This is a genomic window from Pseudomonas sp. B21-056 (genome assembly GCF_026016325.1).
GTDB lineage: Bacteria > Pseudomonadota > Gammaproteobacteria > Pseudomonadales > Pseudomonadaceae > Aquipseudomonas.
Map to the genome: position 1 here is coordinate 4,378,335 of NZ_CP087203.1, position 18,334 is coordinate 4,396,668.

Genomic DNA, 18,334 nt, shown 5'->3' on the forward strand with positions numbered 1-18,334 from the left:
CATGTTCGACGCAGTTGCCTTAAAATGTAAGGCTGGGACGGGGGGCGTCATACGGAATGGCGGAAAAATTACGCCACTTATATCGCTTGCTTATAGCTAACTTATAATTAGACATTCGGGGCAATCGAAGCTATGCGTTTATTGAGCGGGGTACCTTTGGTGCTTGCTGGGCTGTGTGCTTCTTGCACAACGCTGGTTGATACTACAAATTGGGATGTGGTTAAGCCATTTCTCGGCATCGAGCTAGGTAAGGAATTTCAATTGGCGGGCAGCGCTACATATAAACCCCATTTTATGGGAGATAAAAATGGCGTTGGTTCATATTATATTGACTTCAAGCATAATGAGCTGCCTTTCAGCACCCTAAAAATCGGTGTGACGCCTAAAAGCAAGCTGGTGTTTTCGATTAACGCGATAGCAGAGTACCATGATAGAAAGTCATGTCGTGATGAGCTGATATCAAGGCGTGACTATCTCGAAAACAAATTATCCATTAAGTTTCTTTATGAGGGTGACGAAACTTTTTACTCGCATAGTATTGCAGTCAAAAATATTGAATTAACTTAATGTGTTTCGGCACGCAATACACGGAAATCTATAAAGATTGGCCGGTGATGTGGTCTGCAGTAAAAGAGCTAGACGGATTAAAATAATTTAATGTGTGAAGCTAATAGTCCGCGATAGAAACAGAAAAGGGAACGAACAGAAAAAGAGAAAAATTTACTTACAGCAAATAAATCCCTTTCCTGCCACCTCCCTTTTATGCCTTTTTTGGGGCATCCCCGCTCAAACGCTGCTATTGAGAAGAGGAGGAAGGAATACACTGCGACGCCCCCAAGGGGCGCTATCCTATCGGCAAGGATAGGCATCCGATAGCGCAGTGGCAACAGCCACGTTTTGGTTCAGCTGGCGCAACTCGTCATCGTCTTCCAGGCGCAGCATTACCAACTTAATCAACTCGCTGTTAATAATCCCCTTGGGAACGCACAAGAATGGCTTCATCAATTGAGCCTGTTGCAAACCGGATATCGTGCTCTTCGTGCTAAGTATGGTACCAACGCAGTAGCCAGCCCTGAACGGGTCTCTTCGAGATGCATCCGAATTGCTCCACTCGTGGCAGGCGCTAAGTAGCTCATTGCCATCGTACTTGAGGGTCTGCTGCGGGGACTCTTGGAGAGCCAGAGTAGAAGTAGACAGGGTTGCCATAAGAAGGAACGTGAATAGCTGTTTCGACATATCGATGCTCATTGTTCTAGTTAGATTCGTTTTTTGCTCTTTTTTGCTGGGCTTTAGTTTTCTTTAGAGAACTCCTCACAAGCGTTGCCAAGCTCATCTGAGCTTAAGGAGTTTGCCTTCGATTCTATCTGGGCGAACACACGAGCGTAGGGTTCAGAAGCCCGCAATTTTTTGAGGAAATCTGCATCCGCATCCTGTAGGAAGGTGGCGGCCACCGCAGAGTATCGCTCTCGCATACCAGGATTCACTGAAGAGCACTTGGCCTCGAAAAAATCGTATGGGGCAATAAAGGAAGCCGATGCTTCGTCAACGCACCCATCACCTGTGCAGGGTGAAGTTGCGCTGGCTAATGTGACCCAAAGCATCGGTAAGCAAGCCAAAGTTTTCAAAGTGTTTTGCATCGGTTGATCTTGATTAGGGTTGAAGAGGTGCAATTTCGCACCTTCCACTTGAACTCGACGTGGCGATTATTGACGTCGGGATCCTCCTCATCGCCACGGCGGGGCGCCCGAATTTTCGCAAACGGAATGCCAAATCTGTCCAGTCGATCCGGGATCCAAGCAAGCATAGCCATCTATTTGCCATTATTCCATCCGCAGGCAGCTTTCGCGGTTAAGGAGACGGTAAAGGGCCTTCACGCGTCGGCGGGCAGCGCCTGTTGGGCACGCGCTCTTAGAGGTAACCAGGCAACCAAGGCTCTTGCTCGATTGCTGCAACGTCTCCCACAATCCTATCGACTGTTCTTGGCCGGTAGCCGGCTACTACCTAATGTTGAAAATTCGGGAAATCAGGGCTGTAGCTTTTTGACCGTCAGCCTCATAGAGGCCAGTCAGCAATGTCTGATCCGCTAGCTTATGAAGGTTGAAAAAATTGTAGAAAGCTTGACCGAGCCTCTGTTGTTGGAAGGCGTCTTGATTCCATTGGATCAGAAACTCATCGTAAGCCGCTTGCTCTATTTCCAATGCTGCATGGCTTTCCATATGCACCTCCGTGGCTATAAGCGCTTTCAGAACGTACTCAGCCCGTTTGGCTGGTGCAAGGAATAACGGCTGCTAACCCGAAGCGGGCATTGCCTGGATTTGAAGTTGACCGTCAATGAAGCCGTATTGCAGCATGGCATTGAACATGTGGCGGCTGTGCGGCCACCCTGTTGGATAGAGAGCTTATGAGTGATGCAAGCGTACCTTCGTACCTAACCGGAAGAAGCTCATGATCAGGGTGTTACCGAAGAGTGAGCTCGAGAAGCTTTCGATGAAAGCTGGCGCAGACGGTTTAACCCTGAGTGATCTTACCGCCACTTGTGAGAAATTTGATGTTACGGCGCAAGATGTGCTGAACGAGCTGTCCGTTGCGGTTGCGGAAGGCTATCTACAGGGATCTTTGATCTATGATTTTTGCGACGACGTCATGAACGGGATCGTAAATGCCGTGGTTGAGGTGGGTATGACCAACGAAATGCCTCAGCCTGCTTTCTCGCTTTACCAAGCGTTCGATCAAGGTGAGTGGATCCGTAGTAGCGACCCGCCTGAGACTGACCCCAGTGAGAAATACACAAGGCCGGTGGTTAGCGAAATAATGCGAGCCCTTACAAATTGAGAGTTTTTCGTTATTGGGGTGGACGCAGGCGTGGATCGGCCAAAAGCAGCCTCCTTCGCCTGCCCGAGCATGGCCGAAACAGTCATTTCAATCAAGAACGGGACGAAGGAAACTGCGCTCGTAGCTCAGGATGAATTTTTGCTCGGTAGCCTGCTTCACCAATTGAACGCACTCAGGATCTACTCCGGCCTCCCTACGGTACTGCTCATAATCTGCCAGGCTGGAAAAGCTGAATAGACAGTAAGCGATGTTATTGGCGCCTTCGGCTGGTAGAAAGTAGCCGTGGTGGCTCCCTCCCATACGGTTCACCACACGAATCCAATGGCGAGAATAGCTTTCGAAAGCCGGGATCTGATAGGGATCGATTACATACCTGACGTGGCAAGTGATCACTGGGTCATTCCTTTGAAAATGGGGGAAATCGCTATTCTACACATGCCATAAGCTGAGTCGTCGATGGCAGCTTTGGGTCGGAGACTGTCGCTCGCGAACGACTGCAATTGGCCGATTCTGTTGAAAAAGTCGGTCTGCCCAAACTGCATAGCCATTGACCGGTGAAAACGCCTTTTTTGCACGCTGCTACGTGAAATCCGAGTCAGAAAGCCTCTGCCAAAAGTAAAGATTTCAATCTCGGACGCGTACTTTTCTGACGCGCAAACCATGGCCGACTTTTTCAACACAATCGGCCGATTTCTGCCCGTCGTCACCTGCATCGACGCGTTGCTCTCAGCCTGTCATGGCTGATAAGTGCGCTGACCAATCCGCCGTGTTTTGTCGATGGTTGACGTAGCGGTTTCGACCGGGGGATTCGCGCTTTGCAGGCAGTCAGCTCGGTTGAGTGTGTACTCATCCAAGTGGCTTTGGATCGAGCCGGGAATCGGCTCAGTACCGCCTTGGCGAGCGGCTGCCACTTGGGCCTGCCACCAGCTGTTGGCAAAGACGGCCGCCGAGGTGCACTTGCCTAAGGGTTGAAACACGGAGCGACCGAATTGCGCGTAGCCCTCTTTAAGCAATGATTTGAATATTTGGCTGTGAGCGGCCAGTTCAGGGAGCTGGTTGGCCTTGAGTAGGTGCATCCCTTCAGTCATCGCGCTATCCAGCTGCGATAGGTACCTGGTTGCACTGCTCAAGGCCTGTGCACTGGCGCGGTTGTGTCGGGCTGTGGGGGGCAGTGCTTCAGTTTCGATGCCTGGTGAGGGAGCACTCGGTTCGGGTTTGTTCGGCAGGAATGCGTATGCCATGAGGCTTGCGATGATCAACCAGCCGACGATCAATGCGATTTTTTCGGCGGCGGGCCGATCTTTCCAAGGTCCTCTCACATACATGGACGCCCCCAGTTTGCCGAGCTTTCAATTCGCGACAACACAGACGGGGTTGAGATTGCAGCCATACATCCGGACTTTATGTGAGGCTCTGCCTCTGTCCCTGATGGAATTCGCTGATCGGGCTCTTATCACCACCACGCGCTCGAAGCGCCTGTGAGAGGGCAGAGTTACCCGATCCCGGTCCGACCTGTCTTGCCATCACGTCATGATTGCCTGGGCAACCTTGGAAGTACTCCTTCTAACCCATCATCGCCTGACTCCACCGGTCTGGTTACGCTCCTGCGACAGCAGGGGTGTAACCAGACCGGAATCTGCGGTCATGGGCCAACAGCGCCCAGGCAATCCGGGCATTTTTGTTGGCCTGTGCGATGACTGCCACATTCGTGTTGCGACGCACCAACAAACCCTTCAACCAATCCGCTGAGGGGTCGGTTTTACCTTCGGCGTAACGAACCACAGCTCGTGCTCCGTGAACCAGCAATGTGCGCAAATAGCTATCGCCCCGCTTGCTGATACCTAACAGCGTGGACTTGCCTCCGCTCGAATGCTGTCGCGGTACTAATCCCAACCATGCCGCCATCTGCCGACCGTTGGCAAAACTCTTCGCATCACCTACCGAAGCCACCAGAGCACTTGCGGTGATCGGTCCAATACCCGGTATTTCTGCAAGCTTGCAACTGGCTTCGTTCCCTCGATGCCATTGTTGAATTTCCCGTTCAAGTTGACCCACCTGCCGGTCCAACTCCTTCAGATGATCGCCCAGGCGCTGCATCAATTGCCGGAATGAACTGGGTAGACCGTTTTCGCCATCTTCCAGGATGCCCGGCAAACGCTCGACGATATGGCCGATCCCTTGCGCGATGACAATGCCGAACTCACCGAGCAGACCTCGAATCGAGTTCGCTTGCGCTGTACGCGCCTTAACAAAACCCTGACGCGCACGATGCGTGGCCAAGACCGCTTGTTGCTCTGTCGTCTTGATCGGCACGAAACGCATATTGGGTCGAGCTATCGCTTCACAGATGGCTTCTGCATCGGCTGCGTCGTTCTTGTTCGTTTCACATAGGGCTTAACAAATTGTGGAGCCATCAACTTGACCGTATGTCCAAATGCTTGCAGTTTTCTTGCCCAGTGATGGGCACTGCCGCAAGCCTCCATACCGATCAAGCACGGCGCCAATACTGCAAAGAAAGGGGCAAGCTGGTCACGTTTGAGCTGCTTTTTCAGTACTGGCTTGCCTTGTTCGTCGACTCCGTGCACTTGAAACACGTTTTTTGCCAAGTCGATACCAACAGTCGTAAGCTTCATGGGGACGCTCCCTTCCGTTAAGTGCTATTAACACTTTCACTTTGGCACATCGATGCCGTCAGGATAGGGGGCGTCCATTCCATTACCACCGTACGTACGGTTCCGTATACGGCGGTTCAGGCTATGCGGATAAACCGTTGATCGTATCCAGTATCGAGACCAGCCCAAGGCCATCCCACAACTTCTTCGGCAGTGCCTGATTCATACGTGGCGCTGCCGAGTTCCACCACGGGCCACGACCATTGACCGTCGACTTCCAAGCACGCGCTTCATCGAGGCAAGCCGGATCAGGTTGCGGGCCCTCGTCGAGGGTCGCTTCCATTGCCGCCACCCGATGCCCCTTGTTGCTGACTACACGTTGATACCCACGCTTGAGGTTGGCCGGTGCAAGCACCCGCTCCATCGTGTTCGCCTCCGCTTTCGTCCACGTCACAGACGCCGCAGATACACACTGGCAGCCTTCATCCTCGGATAGACAGCATGCCCGTGTGAGGTACGAACAACGGGCAAGGGAGTGAGCTTGCGAACGTACCACCACCTAGACAAGAAAGGGCTCAAGCCTTACGTATCAATAGGTTAAGGAGAGCCGTTCACAATTCTGAGTGTGAAAACAAGAAAGCCCCTAAACCGTTCACACTAGGCAACTGTGAAAGGAGGGGCTAAATTGTGAATGTTTCTCTGTAAGCAAAAAGGGCCCACCTTTCGGTGAGCCCCTCTAGACCGCCCAGCAGAGCGGATTTTGTTTGGTAGGCGCGATTGGACTCGAACCAACGACCCCCACCATGTCAAGGTGGTGCTCTAACCAACTGAGCTACGTGCCTGCTGTGAGGCGGCATTCTACGGAATTCCGAAGGGGTGTCAACACCTTTTTTTCACCTAACCCTATGAATATGCAAAATATTTAATTTCCCCCACGGGACGGAGACTTTGGGGGTGGCTGGCGGCCGATTTTTATCTCGGGTAGGATCTGCGCACTCGTAAAAAATATAAAACAGAGGTTGCAGAATGGCGAACACACCTTATCCAGCGTCCTATTACGCCGCGTCGGCCAATCCGGTGCCGCCCCGCCCGGCCCTGCAGGATGACATCGAGACTGATGTGTGCGTGATCGGTGCAGGCTATACCGGTCTGTCCTCTGCCCTGTTTTTGCTGGAGAACGGTTTCAAGGTCACGATTCTCGAGGCCGCCAAGGTGGGGTTTGGCGCTTCGGGTCGCAATGGCGGGCAGATCGTCAACAGTTATAGCCGCGACATCGATGTGATCGAGCGCAGTGTCGGCCCGCAGCAGGCGCAGTTGCTGGGCAAGATGGCGTTCGAGGGTGGGCGGATCATTCGCGAGCGGGTGGCGAAGTATCAGATTCAGTGCGATCTGAAGGACGGCGGTGTATTCGCGGCCCTTACAGCTAAACAGATGGGCCATCTGGAGTCGCAGAAGCGTTTGTGGGAGCGCTTCGGCCATACCCAGTTGGAGCTGCTGGATCAGCGTCGTATCCGTGAGGTGGTGGCGTGCGATCAATATGTCGGCGGCATGCTGGACATGAGCGGCGGCCATATCCATCCGCTCAATCTGGCGCTGGGTGAAGCCGCGGCGGTGGAGTCCCTGGGTGGGGTGATTTATGAACAGTCGCCGGCGGTGCGCATCGAGCGCGGTGCCAGCCCAGTGGTGCATACGCCACAGGGCAAGGTCAGGGCCAAGTTCATTATCGTGGCCGGTAATGCCTATCTGGGCAATCTGGTGCCGGAGCTGGCGGCCAAGTCCATGCCTTGCGGCACGCAGGTGATCACGACCGCGCCGTTGGGAGAGGAATTGGCTCGCAGCCTGTTGCCTCAGGATTATTGCGTCGAGGATTGCAACTACCTGCTCGACTACTACCGGTTGACCGGCGACAAGCGCCTGATCTTCGGCGGTGGCGTGGTGTATGGCGCCAGGGACCCGGCGAACATCGAGGCGATCATCCGGCCGAAGATGCTCAAGGCGTTCCCGCAGCTCAAGGATGTGAAGATTGATTACGCCTGGACCGGAAACTTCCTGCTGACTTTGTCGCGTCTTCCGCAGGTCGGACGCCTGGGGGACAACGTCTACTATTCCCAGGGGTGCAGCGGTCATGGCGTGACTTATACGCATCTGGCGGGCAAGGTATTGGCCGAGGCGTTGCGCGGCCAGGCCGAGCGTTTCGATGCGTTTGCCGACCTGCCCCATTATCCGTTCCCCGGCGGCCAGCTGTTGCGCACGCCATTCGCGGCGCTGGGCGCATGGTATTACGGGCTGCGGGACAAGCTCGGGGTTTGAAACCTGTAGTAGTCCCCGCGAGAGAATGGGGCTATTCCATCAGGGGCTGATGCTCAAAAAAGCCCCTGCAACCTTCCCTCAACCTGAGTACGCGTTTCTCCACCGACCCAGACCTGACCGGCCTCATCGCGGCTCACATGGATGCGCCCTTTGCGACCGAGACAAGTGCCTTGGGCCGCGACATAGGCTTGCTCAGCCTGACCAGCCTTGAACAACCACTGCGCCAATGAGGCATTCAAACTGCCCGTGACCGGGTCTTCGACGATAGCGCCCAGGTGATTATTGAAAAAGGCGCGCACTTCGAAAGCCGCATCCCCACTGGCGTGCGGCCCGACCACGCCAACGTCGATTCTACCCGGCTAGTTTGGTGCCGGTTGCAGGGCGAGGACTTGCTCGGCCGATGCCAATCGGATTCCCAACCATCCAGGACCATTGTCGACCCAGGTCGCATCGACGACGTCGCACGGATCTATCCGCAGAAACCGCACCGCCTCGCTCAGCTCTTCCCTTGACGGGGCGCCGGCGCGAATCAACGACGGAGCGGCAAAGCAAAGCCGGCCTTGGTCACGACGAACTGCAACGAGTCCTACACCACACTCCTGGACAATCTGCGCTTCACTCCTGGGTGTGCGGCCGGTCGAAAGCCAGGCATGACAACTCCCCAATGTCGGGTGCCCGGCGAACGGCAACTCTCGGTCCAGCGAGAAAATCCTGACCCGGTAGTCTGCGTCCGGATGCGCCGACGCCAACAAAAAGGTCGTTTCCGACAAGTTGAGCCAGCGCGCCAGACGCTGCATTTCATCCGTCTCCAGCGCATCGGCTCCCATGACCACCGCCAGCGGATTGCCGGAGAGCGGCCCCGCGCTAAACACATCAACGATCTGAATCACAGGCTCCAAGGCATTCCTCCTCATTTTTTCTGCTGGTTTCGAACGCGAATCGTCAGTTGGATGACACGAGCAGCTTCAATCCCGCAACAGCAAACAGCGCAGAAAAAAGCCCTTGTATCCAGCGTCGCAGCTGGGCGTAGCCAGCGATCATCCTGGCCGTTGAAAAGACAATGGCATAGCCACCGAAGATGAGGACGCCGAGCAAGGCGCAGCCGCCGATGATCGCAGCCAAGGTGCCGGCTGGCGCATCTTCACGAAGCCCGAGCGACATGATCGCCATCCACGACATAACGGCCTTGGGGTTGCCGATGTGCATGAGCACGCCCTGGCGGTACAGAGGCAGATAACGTCGCGCCTCCCGCCCGTCAACCGCACCGGCGCCCTCGTGTGTCGATGCCATGGCAGCCTTACCCGCGCGCATCGCCAGGTAGAGCAAATAGACCCCGCCCGCCACCTTGATGACGAAGAGCGCCTGAGCATAAGCCGCCAACAATGCGGAGATGCCCGTTGCCGCCAGGAACGCCCAGAAGAGCGACCCTGTCATGACGCCGGACGCCAGGACCAAGGCGTGGGAGCGCCCGTCACGCATCGCCACGCCCATGATCGCCATATTGCTCGGGCCCGGGCTGGCGGCAGCAAGAATGTAGCTGCCAAAGGCGAGCATGATCGTGTGGTCGATCATGGGAACGCCCCTAGGCACGGAGCCCTAAATCCATGAGTAGGTTTATTCATGGCAGCAGGTCCGCGCGGTGAACGATGTGAACCTTGTTTCCATCAGGGTCGCGCAGATAGGCGCCGAAATAACCGTCGCCGTAGTGAGGGCGCGGACCTGGCTCTCCTTCGTCCGTCCCACCCTTGGCAAGCCCCGCAGCGTAGGCCTGCTCTACGGCGTCTTTCGAGGACGCCAGGAAGGCGACCATGCTGCCATTGCCAATGGTCGACGGGTCGCCGTTGCGAGGGGTATAGACATAAAAGCGTGGCAACGGCGCAACGCCCGTCACCCAGCAGAGCGACGCTGGCCCGCCATCCGGCACGACGGCACGACGCTTCAGACCGAGTGGCGCGAGGATGGCATCGTAGAAATGGCCGGCCTGCTCAAGGTCCTGCGTCCCCACGGTGACATGGCTAAACATTAGGCGCTCCCTGGTTCGCTATCGCAGTTAAATAAGTCATTTAGAAAGCACCATAATGCGCGTGACACTTCATGACTATTGAAATAGTGTCACGCGACACTATTCATTCACTGGGTACCCGCAATGCGCCTTCAATCGCCCTGGACACCCCGCCTCGCGGACATCGAAGCGAACGCATCAGAACGGCTGGTGTGCGCCCTGGCCGACGATATCGTTGAAGGACGATTGAACAGTGGCGACCGCCTGCCCGCCCATCGGGAGCTTGCGTGGCAACTGGGAATCGGGCTGGGCACGGTGACGAAAGCCTATGCCGCCCTGGAACGACGGGGCCTGGTGCGCAGCGTCAAAGGGCGGGCAACGTTCGTGGCCATCCTGCAGGCACACGGGCAGCGGCAGATCGATCTCTCGTCCAATGTGCCGCCGGCCATGTTGACGAGCCGCCTCCTGGCGCAGACCTTGACCGGCATCGCTCGCAAGATCGACGCCGACCATCTCAATCTCTACTCACCACCCGCCGGACACCTGGAACATCGGCGCCTATTGGCCCGTTGGCTTGAAACCCTCGGCATCGTGGTCGAACCGTCCCACCTGGTGCTGACGGGCAATGCCCGCCAGGCCATTTCCCTGGCTTTCGACCTCGCCTGCGGCCCCCACGGAGTGATCCTGACGGAACGCCTCACGTACCCCGGCGCGATTGCCCTGGCCCGGCGCAAAGGCTACCGGATGCAAGGGGTCCAGATCGACGCGCAAGGCATGCTGCCGGAGGCGCTCGCCCAGGCCCTCGGTCATCTCGCAGCAGCCAGCAATAAAGTGGTCTATCTCACCCCCACGCTTCACAACCCGACCACGGCGACGATGGATGCGGCGCGACGGCAAGCTATTGTCGAGGTCTGTCGACAAGCGGGCGTCTGGATCATCGAGGATGGGGTCTATGCGCTGGGATCTGCGTCAGTGCCTGCCCTCGCGACGCTGGCGCCCGAGAGGGTGCTGCACGTCAACGGCCTGTCCAAATCCCTCGGCCCCGGATTGAGGATCGGCATGCTCACGCTGCCCGCTGAGTTGCTTGTCGCGGCGCAGGAACACCTGCAGGATATTCCCCTGGGCCCGTCGCCGTTGTCCTGTGCCGTGGTGGAAGACTGGTTGTCCAGCGGCGTCATCGCCTCCATCCAGCAGGACTTGCGGCATGAAGCGCGGCGCAGAACGGGGCTCGCCAGCGAATTGCTCGGCGAGGCCGAATGCGTCTCGCACCCGGACGCTTATCACATCTGGCTACCGATGCCTCGCGACGCCGCTGATCGCTTCACGAAGGCGGCTGCCCTGGCAGGCATCAGGGTGACGGCGCCGGAATCGCTGATGGTGGATCGCGATGAACCGATGACCGGCATTCGCCTGTGTCTTGGGGGCCCGTCCTTCGAGGAACTGACCCAGGGGCTGACACGCCTGTCGAACCTGCTGGAGCCCGAGCCGGACGCGCCTGATTGAACCAGGGCAGCCTTCAAACGCCTCAGACGTCCAACACCAGAGTCTCACTCCCCTGGGCCGGCACAGCGCAACAGATCAACACTTCATCCTCCGCCAATCGTTGCGCCGGCGTGTTCAGGTAATGCACCTGGCCACTGCTCAGTCGGGTTTTACAGGTGCCGCAGGAACCTCCGCGGCAACTGAATTCCGGACTCAGGCCTCGTGCCTCCGCCAATTCAAGCAACGTCCCGGCCCCCGGTTCCCAGCGCGCTTCCTTGCCCGAGGTGGCGAACAGGACTTTCACCGCTTCATCGGCCATGGGCACCTGTTCCGCCGCAGGCACGCTGACTTCAATGTCACGAACCAGCGTCGACGGGCCGAAGGTTTCCGCGAGGATGCGATCATCCGGAATGCGTAATTTGCGCAGGCCATCATACAGCGCCTGGGTAAAGCTCCCCGGCCCGCAGAGGTAGTAGTCGTAGTCATTCAGCGGGAGCAAGGTCTTGAGCAGCTCGACATCGATGCGGCCGGCCATGTCATAGCTGTCGGCTGAACCGTCGATGGGCGGCTGACTGACCACCCGCAGGACCTTGATCTTGTCCCCCGCACGGGCCACCAGCTCGTCGACTTCATTACGAAAAGCCAGGTCGGCGACTGCACGGCTGCTTTGTATCAGCCACGTCGGCCGCATGCGATTGATGCGTTTCCCTTGATAAACCACTTCCCGCAACATCGACAGCAACGGCGTAATGCCAACCCCCGCGCCCAGCAGTACCAGGGGGCGTCGCTCGGCGGCCTGGACGGTGAAATCCCCTTGGGGCGCTCGGGCTTCGATCCAGTCCCCGACGTGAATACGATCATGCAGATGCGATGACACCGAGCCGTCGCGTTTGACGCTGATGCGCAAGAACTCATCGGACGGTGAACTGGAAACACTGTAGGTACGAATCGAGAGTGCCTGCTGCCCTTCCAGCAGAACCCGCACGGGCAAGTGCTGCCCCGGCTCGAAGCTGGGTAAGCCGGCGCCGTCATTGGCTTGCAGATAGAACGAGCGGATGCTGCGGCTCTCGTCCTCAATGCGCACCACCCGCATCGGTCGCCAGTGACTGCGCAGGGCTTCGGCCTGCAAGCGCTCGGTGGCTTGCTCCCAACTGCCCGTCATCATCGAGTTAGGTGAGGCGCCTTCGGCCGTGTCTGTCCAGCGCAACGGGATCGCGGCCTGACGATAGACAATACGCTGCGGCTTGAAGCGCCATAGCCGCTCGGCGCCCTGGAACGCAGCAATTTCGGGGCTGTCCAGCAGCACCTCGGCAGAGCCGCTCATCTGCAGCAGGTCGCCGGTCTGGAAGTCAACGAACACCAGTCCAGCCCGGGGGTTCAGCAGGATGTTGCCCAGGGTGTTGAAGAACAGATTCCCGGAGAAGTCCGGAATGGTCAGCGTCCCGTCTTCTTCCATTCGCACAAAACCGGGTTTGCCGCCGCGATGTGAGGCATCGACCTGGTTCTGGCCGTCGCGCACGACGTAGGTCGCGACATAGAACGAGTCGGCCGCGGTGACCATGCGCCGTACCTGTGGGTCTGCGCTGGTCAACTCGAGCACGGCGCCCGCTGTCTCGTCGACGAAGGCGTACTGGCGCAGATTGATGTAGCGCGGGCAATTGCCGTAGGCCTGGGTCACGGCGATTTCAATGCCGTCATCCAGCTGACGCAGCACGTTGCCGTTCATGCGGTTGCGTCGACGGGTATGCAACTCGATGCCGAGCATGCCAATGGCATCGCCTTGCTGCATGCCGTCCTGGGCAGGGTCGTCGGGCTGTGGCTGGAGGGTGATGTGCAGGCGTTCCGGCGTTGGGGAATGCATGAAGCCAGGTTGCCCCGTGCGAATCGTGGCCCACACATCGCCTTGCCGGTCCACAGCCCCCAACACCACGAAGGGCAGTTGGGCATAGAACTCACGATGCTGGTCCGGCATCCACGCCCGGGCCATTTGCCGCTGGCCTACACCCACCATCATGTCGACCGCACCGACTGCGCGCTGCAAGGTCAACTCGCCTTCATGCCAGGGCGAACGTTGTGGTGTTGAGATTTTGTCCATTCGAGGTCACCTCGCGCACGCGGCGCAATCGCGCGCCAGCGGCTACGGCCAGAGTTCTTTCACCCCCTGCGGAGGTGAGCGTGAGCGCTCATATTCCTCCTGATGCACCTGTGACGGAATGCGCACAAACCACAATCCACTCTTTCAGAAACTGGAATGGTCGCAGGCTTGTCTTGAATTGCACAAACAAAAAACCCCGGTCTTTCGACCAGGGTCTTTGCTATCGATCAGAAGAGGCCTTTTGGCTTTCTTCCTGGCTTCAAGGCGTTCAGTGGGCCTCGAAGCAGATATGGCGCAGCGGACGGGACTCGAACCCGCGACCCCCGGCGTGACAGGCCGGTATTCTAACCGACTGAACTACCGCTGCGTATCGCTGTGGACTTGCGTCCATTTGACTCGTCTGATCAAAACCCTCGGGCTTGATCTCGAACCAGGCGGACCTGACTCGGAAAATATGGCGCAGCGGACGGGACTCGAACCCGCGACCCCCGGCGTGACAGGCCGGTATTCTAACCGACTGAACTACCGCTGCGCGTCGGTGGAGGCTTTTGACAGCTTCCGTCTTGCTTTCGCAAAACTCTCGTGAAACATGGTGGGTGATGACGGGATCGAACCGCCGACATTCTGCTTGTAAGGCAGACGCTCTCCCGGCTGAGCTAATCACCCTTTGCTTCGCTGAGGCCGCGAAATTTACGCAGGTGCCGAAGCTAAGTCAATAGCAGGGTTGGTTTTTTTTCAAAAACAGCTTCGAGCGACAAGCTTCAAGCTGCAAGCAGAAACGCCAACACCGCGAAACCGCTTGCAGCTTGCAACTCGCCACTTGCAGCTGCTTCATTCATAGATCATTTTCTTGGTCATGCCGCCGTCCACCACGAACTCCTGGCCCGTGACGAAACCGGCATTGCGCGACAGCAACCAGGCCACCATTGCCGCCACGTCCTCCACCGTGCCGACCCGGCCCGCCGGATGCTGGGCATGATCGGTGTCGGTCAACGGCTCTGCACGGCGCTGGGACGGGTCCCGTGCGTCGATCCAGCCAGGGCTGACGGCATTGACCCGGATCTCCGGCCCGAGGCTGATTGCCAAAGCGTGGGTCAGGGCCAACAGGCCCCCTTTGCTCGCGGCATAGGCTTCGGTGTCGGGTTCCGACTGCGCGGCGCGGGTCGAGGCCAGGTTGACGATGGCGCCGTTGTGGGCACGCAGGTAAGGCGCACAGTGCTTGGCCAGCAGCATCGGTCCGCCAAGGTTCACCGCCAGGACCCGATTCCAGTAGGCCAGGTCCAGGCTTTCGAGGGTGATGTTGTGTGGGTCGGCAATCGCCGCGTTGCACACCAGCGCGTCGAGCCGGCCGAACTGGCCCAGCACCTCGGCAATGCCCGTGGCGACCTGCGCTTCGTCCGCCACGTCCATGGCGATGAACCAGGCGTTATCACCCAACGTCTTGGCCACCTTGGAGCCGCGTTCACGATCCAGGTCGGTCAGTACCACTTGCCAGCCTTCACAGATCAGCCAGGCGGCGATGCCCAGGCCAATGCCCCGGGCGGCGCCCGTCACCAGTGCAACCCGGCCATGGGTGCCGCTCGGCGGCGTCGCCAGCTCGATCACAAGGCCGCCAACCCACGCGCCAGGTCGGCTTGCAGGTCGGCCACGTCTTCCAGGCCGACCGCGACGCGGATCAGGCTGTCGCGGATCCCCGCAGCTTCACGCTCTTGCGGCGACAAGCGACCATGGGAGGTGGTGCTTGGGTGGGTGATGGTGGTCTTGCTGTCGCCCAGGTTGGCGGTGATGGAGACCAGCCGGGTGGCGTCGATGAAGCGCCAGGCGCCCTCCTTGCCCCCCTTGACCTCGAAGCTCACCACCGCGCCGAAACCGCGCTGCTGACGCAGGGCCAGGTCGTGTTGCGGATGGCTCTTGAGGCCGGCGTAATGCACCTTCTCGATGCCGTCCTGCTGTTCCAGCCACTCGGCCAACGCCTGGGCGTTGGCGCAATGGGCCTTCATGCGCAGGCCCAACGTTTCCAGGCCCTTGAGGAAGACCCAGGCGTTGAACGGGCTGAGGGTCGGCCCGGCGGTGCGCAAAAAGCCCACCACTTCTTTCATCTGCTCGCCACGACCGGCCACCACGCCACCCATGCAACGGCCCTGGCCGTCGATGAACTTGGTTGCCGAATGCACCACCACGTCCGCGCCCAGCTTCAGCGGTTGTTGCAGCGCCGGGGTGCAGAAACAGTTGTCGACCACCAGCATGGCGCCCTTGGCATGGGCGATTTCCGCCAGCGCGGCAATGTCCACCAGTTCGGCCAATGGGTTGGACGGCGATTCGACAAATAGCAGCTTGGTATTGGCCTTGATCGCCGCATCCCACCCGGACAGATCCGCCAGGGGTACATAATCGACTTCCACGCCGAAGCGTTTGAAGTACTTTTCGAACAGGCTGATGGTCGAGCCGAAGACACTGCGCGATACCAAGACATGGTCACCGGCGCTGCACAGGCTCATCACCACGGCCATGATCGCCGCCATGCCGGTGGCGGTGGCAACCGCTTGCTCGGCACCTTCCAACGCGGCAATGCGCTCTTCGAAAGCGCGCACGGTGGGGTTGGTGTAGCGCGAGTAGACGTTACCCGGCACTTCACCGGCGAACCGCGCCGCCGCATCGGCGGCGGTACGGAACACGTAGCTGGAGGTGAAGAACATCGGATCGCCGTGTTCGGCTTCCGGCGTGCGGTGCTGGCCGGCGCGAACCGCCAGGGTGTCGAACGCTACTCCTTCAAGGTCGCTGTCCAGCCGACCGGCATCCCAATCCTGACTCATGCTGTCACTCCTGCAATCGGTCAAACGCAAACCGGCCCCTCAGGGCCGGTTTGTCACTTTAGTTGTTGTACAGATCGATGATCGCGCTGACCGCCTGGGTCTTGGCCTTGGACGCGTCGTTGCGGGCGCTTTCGATCTTGTTCAGGTAGGCCTCGTCGACGTCGCCGGTGACGTACTTGCCGTCGAACACCGCGCAGTCGAACTGCTCGATCTTGATCTTGCCGCCGCCCACGGCTTCGATCAAGTCCGGCAGGTCCTGGTAGATCAGCCAGTCGGCACCGATCAGGTCGGCCACTTCCTGGGTCGTGCGGTTATGAGCGATCAACTCATGGGCACTCGGCATGTCGATGCCGTAGACGTTCGGGTAGCGCACGGCCGGGGCCGCCGAGCAGAAGTACACGTTCTTGGCGCCGGCTTCGCGAGCCATCTGAATGATCTGCTTGCACGTGGTGCCGCGCACGATGGAGTCGTCCACCAGCATCACGTTCTTGCCGCGGAATTCCAGTTCGATGGCGTTGAGTTTCTGGCGTACGGATTTTTTCCGTGCTGCCTGGCCCGGCATGATGAAGGTCCGGCCGATGTAGCGGTTCTTCACGAAGCCTTCGCGGAACTTGACGCCCAGGTGGTTCGCCAGCTCCAGGGCCGCGGTGCGGCTGGTGTCCGGGATCGGGATGACCACGTCGATGTCGTGGTCCGGACGTTCGCGCAGGATCTTGTCGGCCAGCTTCTCACCCATGCGCAGGCGGGCCTTGTAGACCGAGATGCCGTCGATGATCGAGTCCGGACGCGCCAGGTAGACGTGTTCGAAGATGCACGGGGTGAGGCTCGGGTTGGTCGCGCACTGACGGGTGAACAGCTTGCCGTCTTCAGTGATATAGACCGCTTCGCCCGGGGCCAGGTCGCGAATCAGGGTGAAGCCCAGCACGTCCAGGGACACGCTTTCGGAGGCGATCATGTACTCGACGCCTTCGTCGGTATGACGCTGGCCGAAGACGATAGGACGAATGCCGTGGGGGTCGCGGAAACCGACGATGCCGTAGCCGGTGACCATCGCCACCACCGAGTAACCACCGACGCAACGGTTATGCACGTCGGTCACGGCGGCGAACACGTCTTCTTCGGTCGGCTGCAGCTTGCCACGCTGGGCCAGCTCGTGGGCGAACACGTTGAGCATCACTTCCGAGTCGGAACTGGTGTTGACGTGGCGCAGGTCCGATTCGTAGATTTCCTTGGCCAACTGCTCGACGTTGGTCAAGTTGCCGTTGTGCGCCAGGGTGATGCCGTACGGCGAGTTGACGTAGAACGGCTGGGCTTCAGCCGAGGTCGAACTGCCCGCTGTCGGATAACGCACATGGCCGATACCCATGTGGCCGACCAGGCGCTGCATGTGACGCTGGTGGAACACGTCACGCACCAGGCCGTTGTCCTTGCGCAGGAACAACCGGCCGTCATGGCTGGTCACGATACCGGCAGCGTCCTGGCCGCGGTGCTGGAGCACGGTTAGCGCGTCATACAGCGCCTGATTGACGTTCGACTTACCGACGATACCGACGATGCCACACATGCGACGCAACCCCTACTTAATGGATCTGAACTGAACAACACTCACTGCGGCGTTTTGGCCGTCGGCAAGAGGTGTTCCTTGAACGGTATTTCAGCGGGTACGCTGATACCGCTGGCAAGCCACTGACTGCTCCAACCCAGGATCAGGTTTTTTGACCAGTCTGCAACCAATAGAAATTGTGGCACGAGCCGGGACTCCTGCCACCACGAATCCTGTTGTACCGGCCCCAGGCTCAAGAGCCCGACGGCCACGACCACCAGCAACGCGCCACGCGCCGCGCCAAAGGCCATGCCCAGGAACCGGTCCGTCCCGGAAAGCCCGGTGACGCGAATCAGTTCGCCGATCAGATAGTTGATCATTGCGCCGACCAGCAAGGTGGCGACAAACAAGATGGCACAACCCGCGATCACGCGAGCCGACGGTGTTTCGATGTATCCGGCGAGGTACTGGGACAGCGAGCCACCAAACATCCAGGCAACGACTCCCGCGATGATCCAGGTCAGCAGCGAGAGGGCTTCCTTGACGAAGCCTCGGCTCAGACTGATCAATGCGGAGATGGCGACGATCGCAACGATCGCCCAGTCAACCCAGGTAAATGGCACGGTGCAGCCTACAGACGGATAA

At 58.6% G+C, this 18,334-nt stretch carries 16 protein-coding genes, 4 tRNA genes and 3 pseudogenes; 4 read left to right on the forward strand and 19 right to left on the reverse strand.

Features of this window, described 5'->3' with window-relative positions:
- The first annotated feature begins 132 nt into the window (after positions 1–132).
- Positions 133–567, forward strand: coding sequence for a hypothetical protein (locus tag LOY67_RS18710; RefSeq protein ID WP_265063900.1), 435 nt, complete (start codon positions 133–135; stop codon positions 565–567).
- A 282-nt stretch (positions 568–849) separates the two neighbouring features.
- Here LOY67_RS18710 and LOY67_RS28615 read toward each other — a convergent pair whose 3' ends face one another.
- From LOY67_RS28615 to LOY67_RS18720, 3 genes are all read right to left on the reverse strand, one after another.
- Positions 850–1,248: a Rap1a/Tai family immunity protein gene (locus LOY67_RS28615; RefSeq protein ID WP_413776144.1), complete on the reverse strand. Its 399-nt coding sequence runs from the start codon at positions 1,246–1,248 to the stop codon at positions 850–852.
- A 41-nt stretch (positions 1,249–1,289) separates the two neighbouring features.
- Positions 1,290–1,637: a hypothetical protein gene (locus LOY67_RS18715; RefSeq protein ID WP_265063901.1), complete on the reverse strand. Its 348-nt coding sequence runs from the start codon at positions 1,635–1,637 to the stop codon at positions 1,290–1,292.
- Between the two features lie 360 nt (positions 1,638–1,997).
- Positions 1,998–2,216 (reverse strand): hypothetical protein, encoded by a 219-nt coding sequence (locus LOY67_RS18720; protein WP_265063902.1) that lies wholly within the window; start codon positions 2,214–2,216, stop codon positions 1,998–2,000.
- A gap of 229 nt (positions 2,217–2,445) precedes the next feature.
- On the opposite strand from LOY67_RS18720, the gene LOY67_RS18725 reads away from it, so the two are divergent.
- A complete protein-coding gene (locus LOY67_RS18725) occupies positions 2,446–2,832 on the forward strand; it encodes a hypothetical protein (RefSeq protein ID WP_265063903.1) in 387 nt (128 codons plus the stop codon).
- An 87-nt stretch (positions 2,833–2,919) separates the two neighbouring features.
- On the opposite strand, the gene LOY67_RS18730 is transcribed toward LOY67_RS18725, so the two are convergent.
- From LOY67_RS18730 to LOY67_RS18750, 5 genes and pseudogenes are all read right to left on the reverse strand, one after another.
- Positions 2,920–3,225 (reverse strand): NIPSNAP family protein, encoded by a 306-nt coding sequence (locus LOY67_RS18730; protein ID WP_265063904.1) that lies wholly within the window; start codon positions 3,223–3,225, stop codon positions 2,920–2,922.
- Positions 3,226–3,566: 341 nt separating this feature from the next.
- A complete protein-coding gene (locus LOY67_RS18735; RefSeq protein ID WP_265063905.1) occupies positions 3,567–4,157 on the reverse strand; it encodes a hypothetical protein in 591 nt (196 codons plus the stop codon).
- A 271-nt stretch (positions 4,158–4,428) separates the two neighbouring features.
- Positions 4,429–5,465 (reverse strand): annotated as a pseudogene (locus LOY67_RS18740) (IS110 family transposase).
- A gap of 121 nt (positions 5,466–5,586) precedes the next feature.
- Positions 5,587–5,807, reverse strand: a pseudogene (locus LOY67_RS18745) (group II intron reverse transcriptase/maturase); the annotation flags it as partial.
- A 402-nt stretch (positions 5,808–6,209) separates the two neighbouring features.
- Positions 6,210–6,286, reverse strand: a tRNA-Val gene (locus LOY67_RS18750).
- Positions 6,287–6,470: 184 nt separating this feature from the next.
- On the opposite strand from LOY67_RS18750, the gene LOY67_RS18755 reads away from it, so the two are divergent.
- Positions 6,471–7,754, forward strand: coding sequence for an NAD(P)/FAD-dependent oxidoreductase (locus LOY67_RS18755; protein WP_265063906.1), 1,284 nt, complete (start codon positions 6,471–6,473; stop codon positions 7,752–7,754).
- Positions 7,755–7,807: 53 nt separating this feature from the next.
- On the opposite strand, the pseudogene LOY67_RS18760 reads toward LOY67_RS18755, so the two are convergent.
- The 3 genes and pseudogenes from LOY67_RS18760 to LOY67_RS18770 all read right to left on the reverse strand — a co-directional run bounded on the left by LOY67_RS18760 (position 7,808) and on the right by LOY67_RS18770 (position 9,777).
- Positions 7,808–8,668 (reverse strand): annotated as a pseudogene (locus LOY67_RS18760) (PhzF family phenazine biosynthesis protein).
- 28 nt (positions 8,669–8,696) lie between these two features.
- Positions 8,697–9,326 (reverse strand): LysE family translocator, encoded by a 630-nt coding sequence (locus LOY67_RS18765; protein WP_265063907.1) that lies wholly within the window; start codon positions 9,324–9,326, stop codon positions 8,697–8,699.
- 46 nt (positions 9,327–9,372) lie between these two features.
- On the reverse strand, positions 9,373–9,777 hold the full coding sequence (locus LOY67_RS18770) for a VOC family protein (RefSeq protein WP_265063908.1): 405 nt from the start codon (positions 9,775–9,777) through the stop codon (positions 9,373–9,375).
- Positions 9,778–9,900: 123 nt separating this feature from the next.
- On the opposite strand from LOY67_RS18770, the gene LOY67_RS18775 reads away from it, so the two are divergent.
- Positions 9,901–11,259 (forward strand): PLP-dependent aminotransferase family protein, encoded by a 1,359-nt coding sequence (locus LOY67_RS18775; protein ID WP_265063909.1) that lies wholly within the window; start codon positions 9,901–9,903, stop codon positions 11,257–11,259.
- A gap of 22 nt (positions 11,260–11,281) precedes the next feature.
- Here LOY67_RS18775 and LOY67_RS18780 read toward each other — a convergent pair whose 3' ends face one another.
- From LOY67_RS18780 to LOY67_RS18815, 8 genes are all read right to left on the reverse strand, one after another.
- Complete coding sequence (locus LOY67_RS18780; RefSeq protein ID WP_265063910.1) at positions 11,282–13,333, reverse strand: FAD-binding oxidoreductase; 2,052 nt, start codon at positions 13,331–13,333, stop codon at positions 11,282–11,284.
- A gap of 290 nt (positions 13,334–13,623) precedes the next feature.
- A tRNA-Asp gene (locus LOY67_RS18785) sits at positions 13,624–13,700 on the reverse strand.
- An 88-nt stretch (positions 13,701–13,788) separates the two neighbouring features.
- Positions 13,789–13,865, reverse strand: a tRNA-Asp gene (locus LOY67_RS18790).
- A gap of 58 nt (positions 13,866–13,923) precedes the next feature.
- Positions 13,924–13,999: transfer RNA gene (locus LOY67_RS18795), tRNA-Val, on the reverse strand.
- A 165-nt stretch (positions 14,000–14,164) separates the two neighbouring features.
- Complete coding sequence (locus tag LOY67_RS18800) at positions 14,165–14,938, reverse strand: SDR family oxidoreductase (RefSeq protein ID WP_265063911.1); 774 nt, start codon at positions 14,936–14,938, stop codon at positions 14,165–14,167.
- Positions 14,935–16,146: an O-succinylhomoserine sulfhydrylase gene (locus LOY67_RS18805; protein WP_055129740.1), complete on the reverse strand. Its 1,212-nt coding sequence runs from the start codon at positions 16,144–16,146 to the stop codon at positions 14,935–14,937. The genes LOY67_RS18800 and LOY67_RS18805 overlap by 4 nt, the downstream gene beginning before the upstream one ends.
- A gap of 58 nt (positions 16,147–16,204) precedes the next feature.
- Positions 16,205–17,710, reverse strand: coding sequence for an amidophosphoribosyltransferase (gene purF / locus LOY67_RS18810; RefSeq protein WP_265063912.1), 1,506 nt, complete (start codon positions 17,708–17,710; stop codon positions 16,205–16,207).
- A gap of 41 nt (positions 17,711–17,751) precedes the next feature.
- Complete coding sequence (locus LOY67_RS18815) at positions 17,752–18,312, reverse strand: CvpA family protein (protein WP_265063913.1); 561 nt, start codon at positions 18,310–18,312, stop codon at positions 17,752–17,754.
- Between the last annotated feature and the right edge of the window lie 22 nt (positions 18,313–18,334).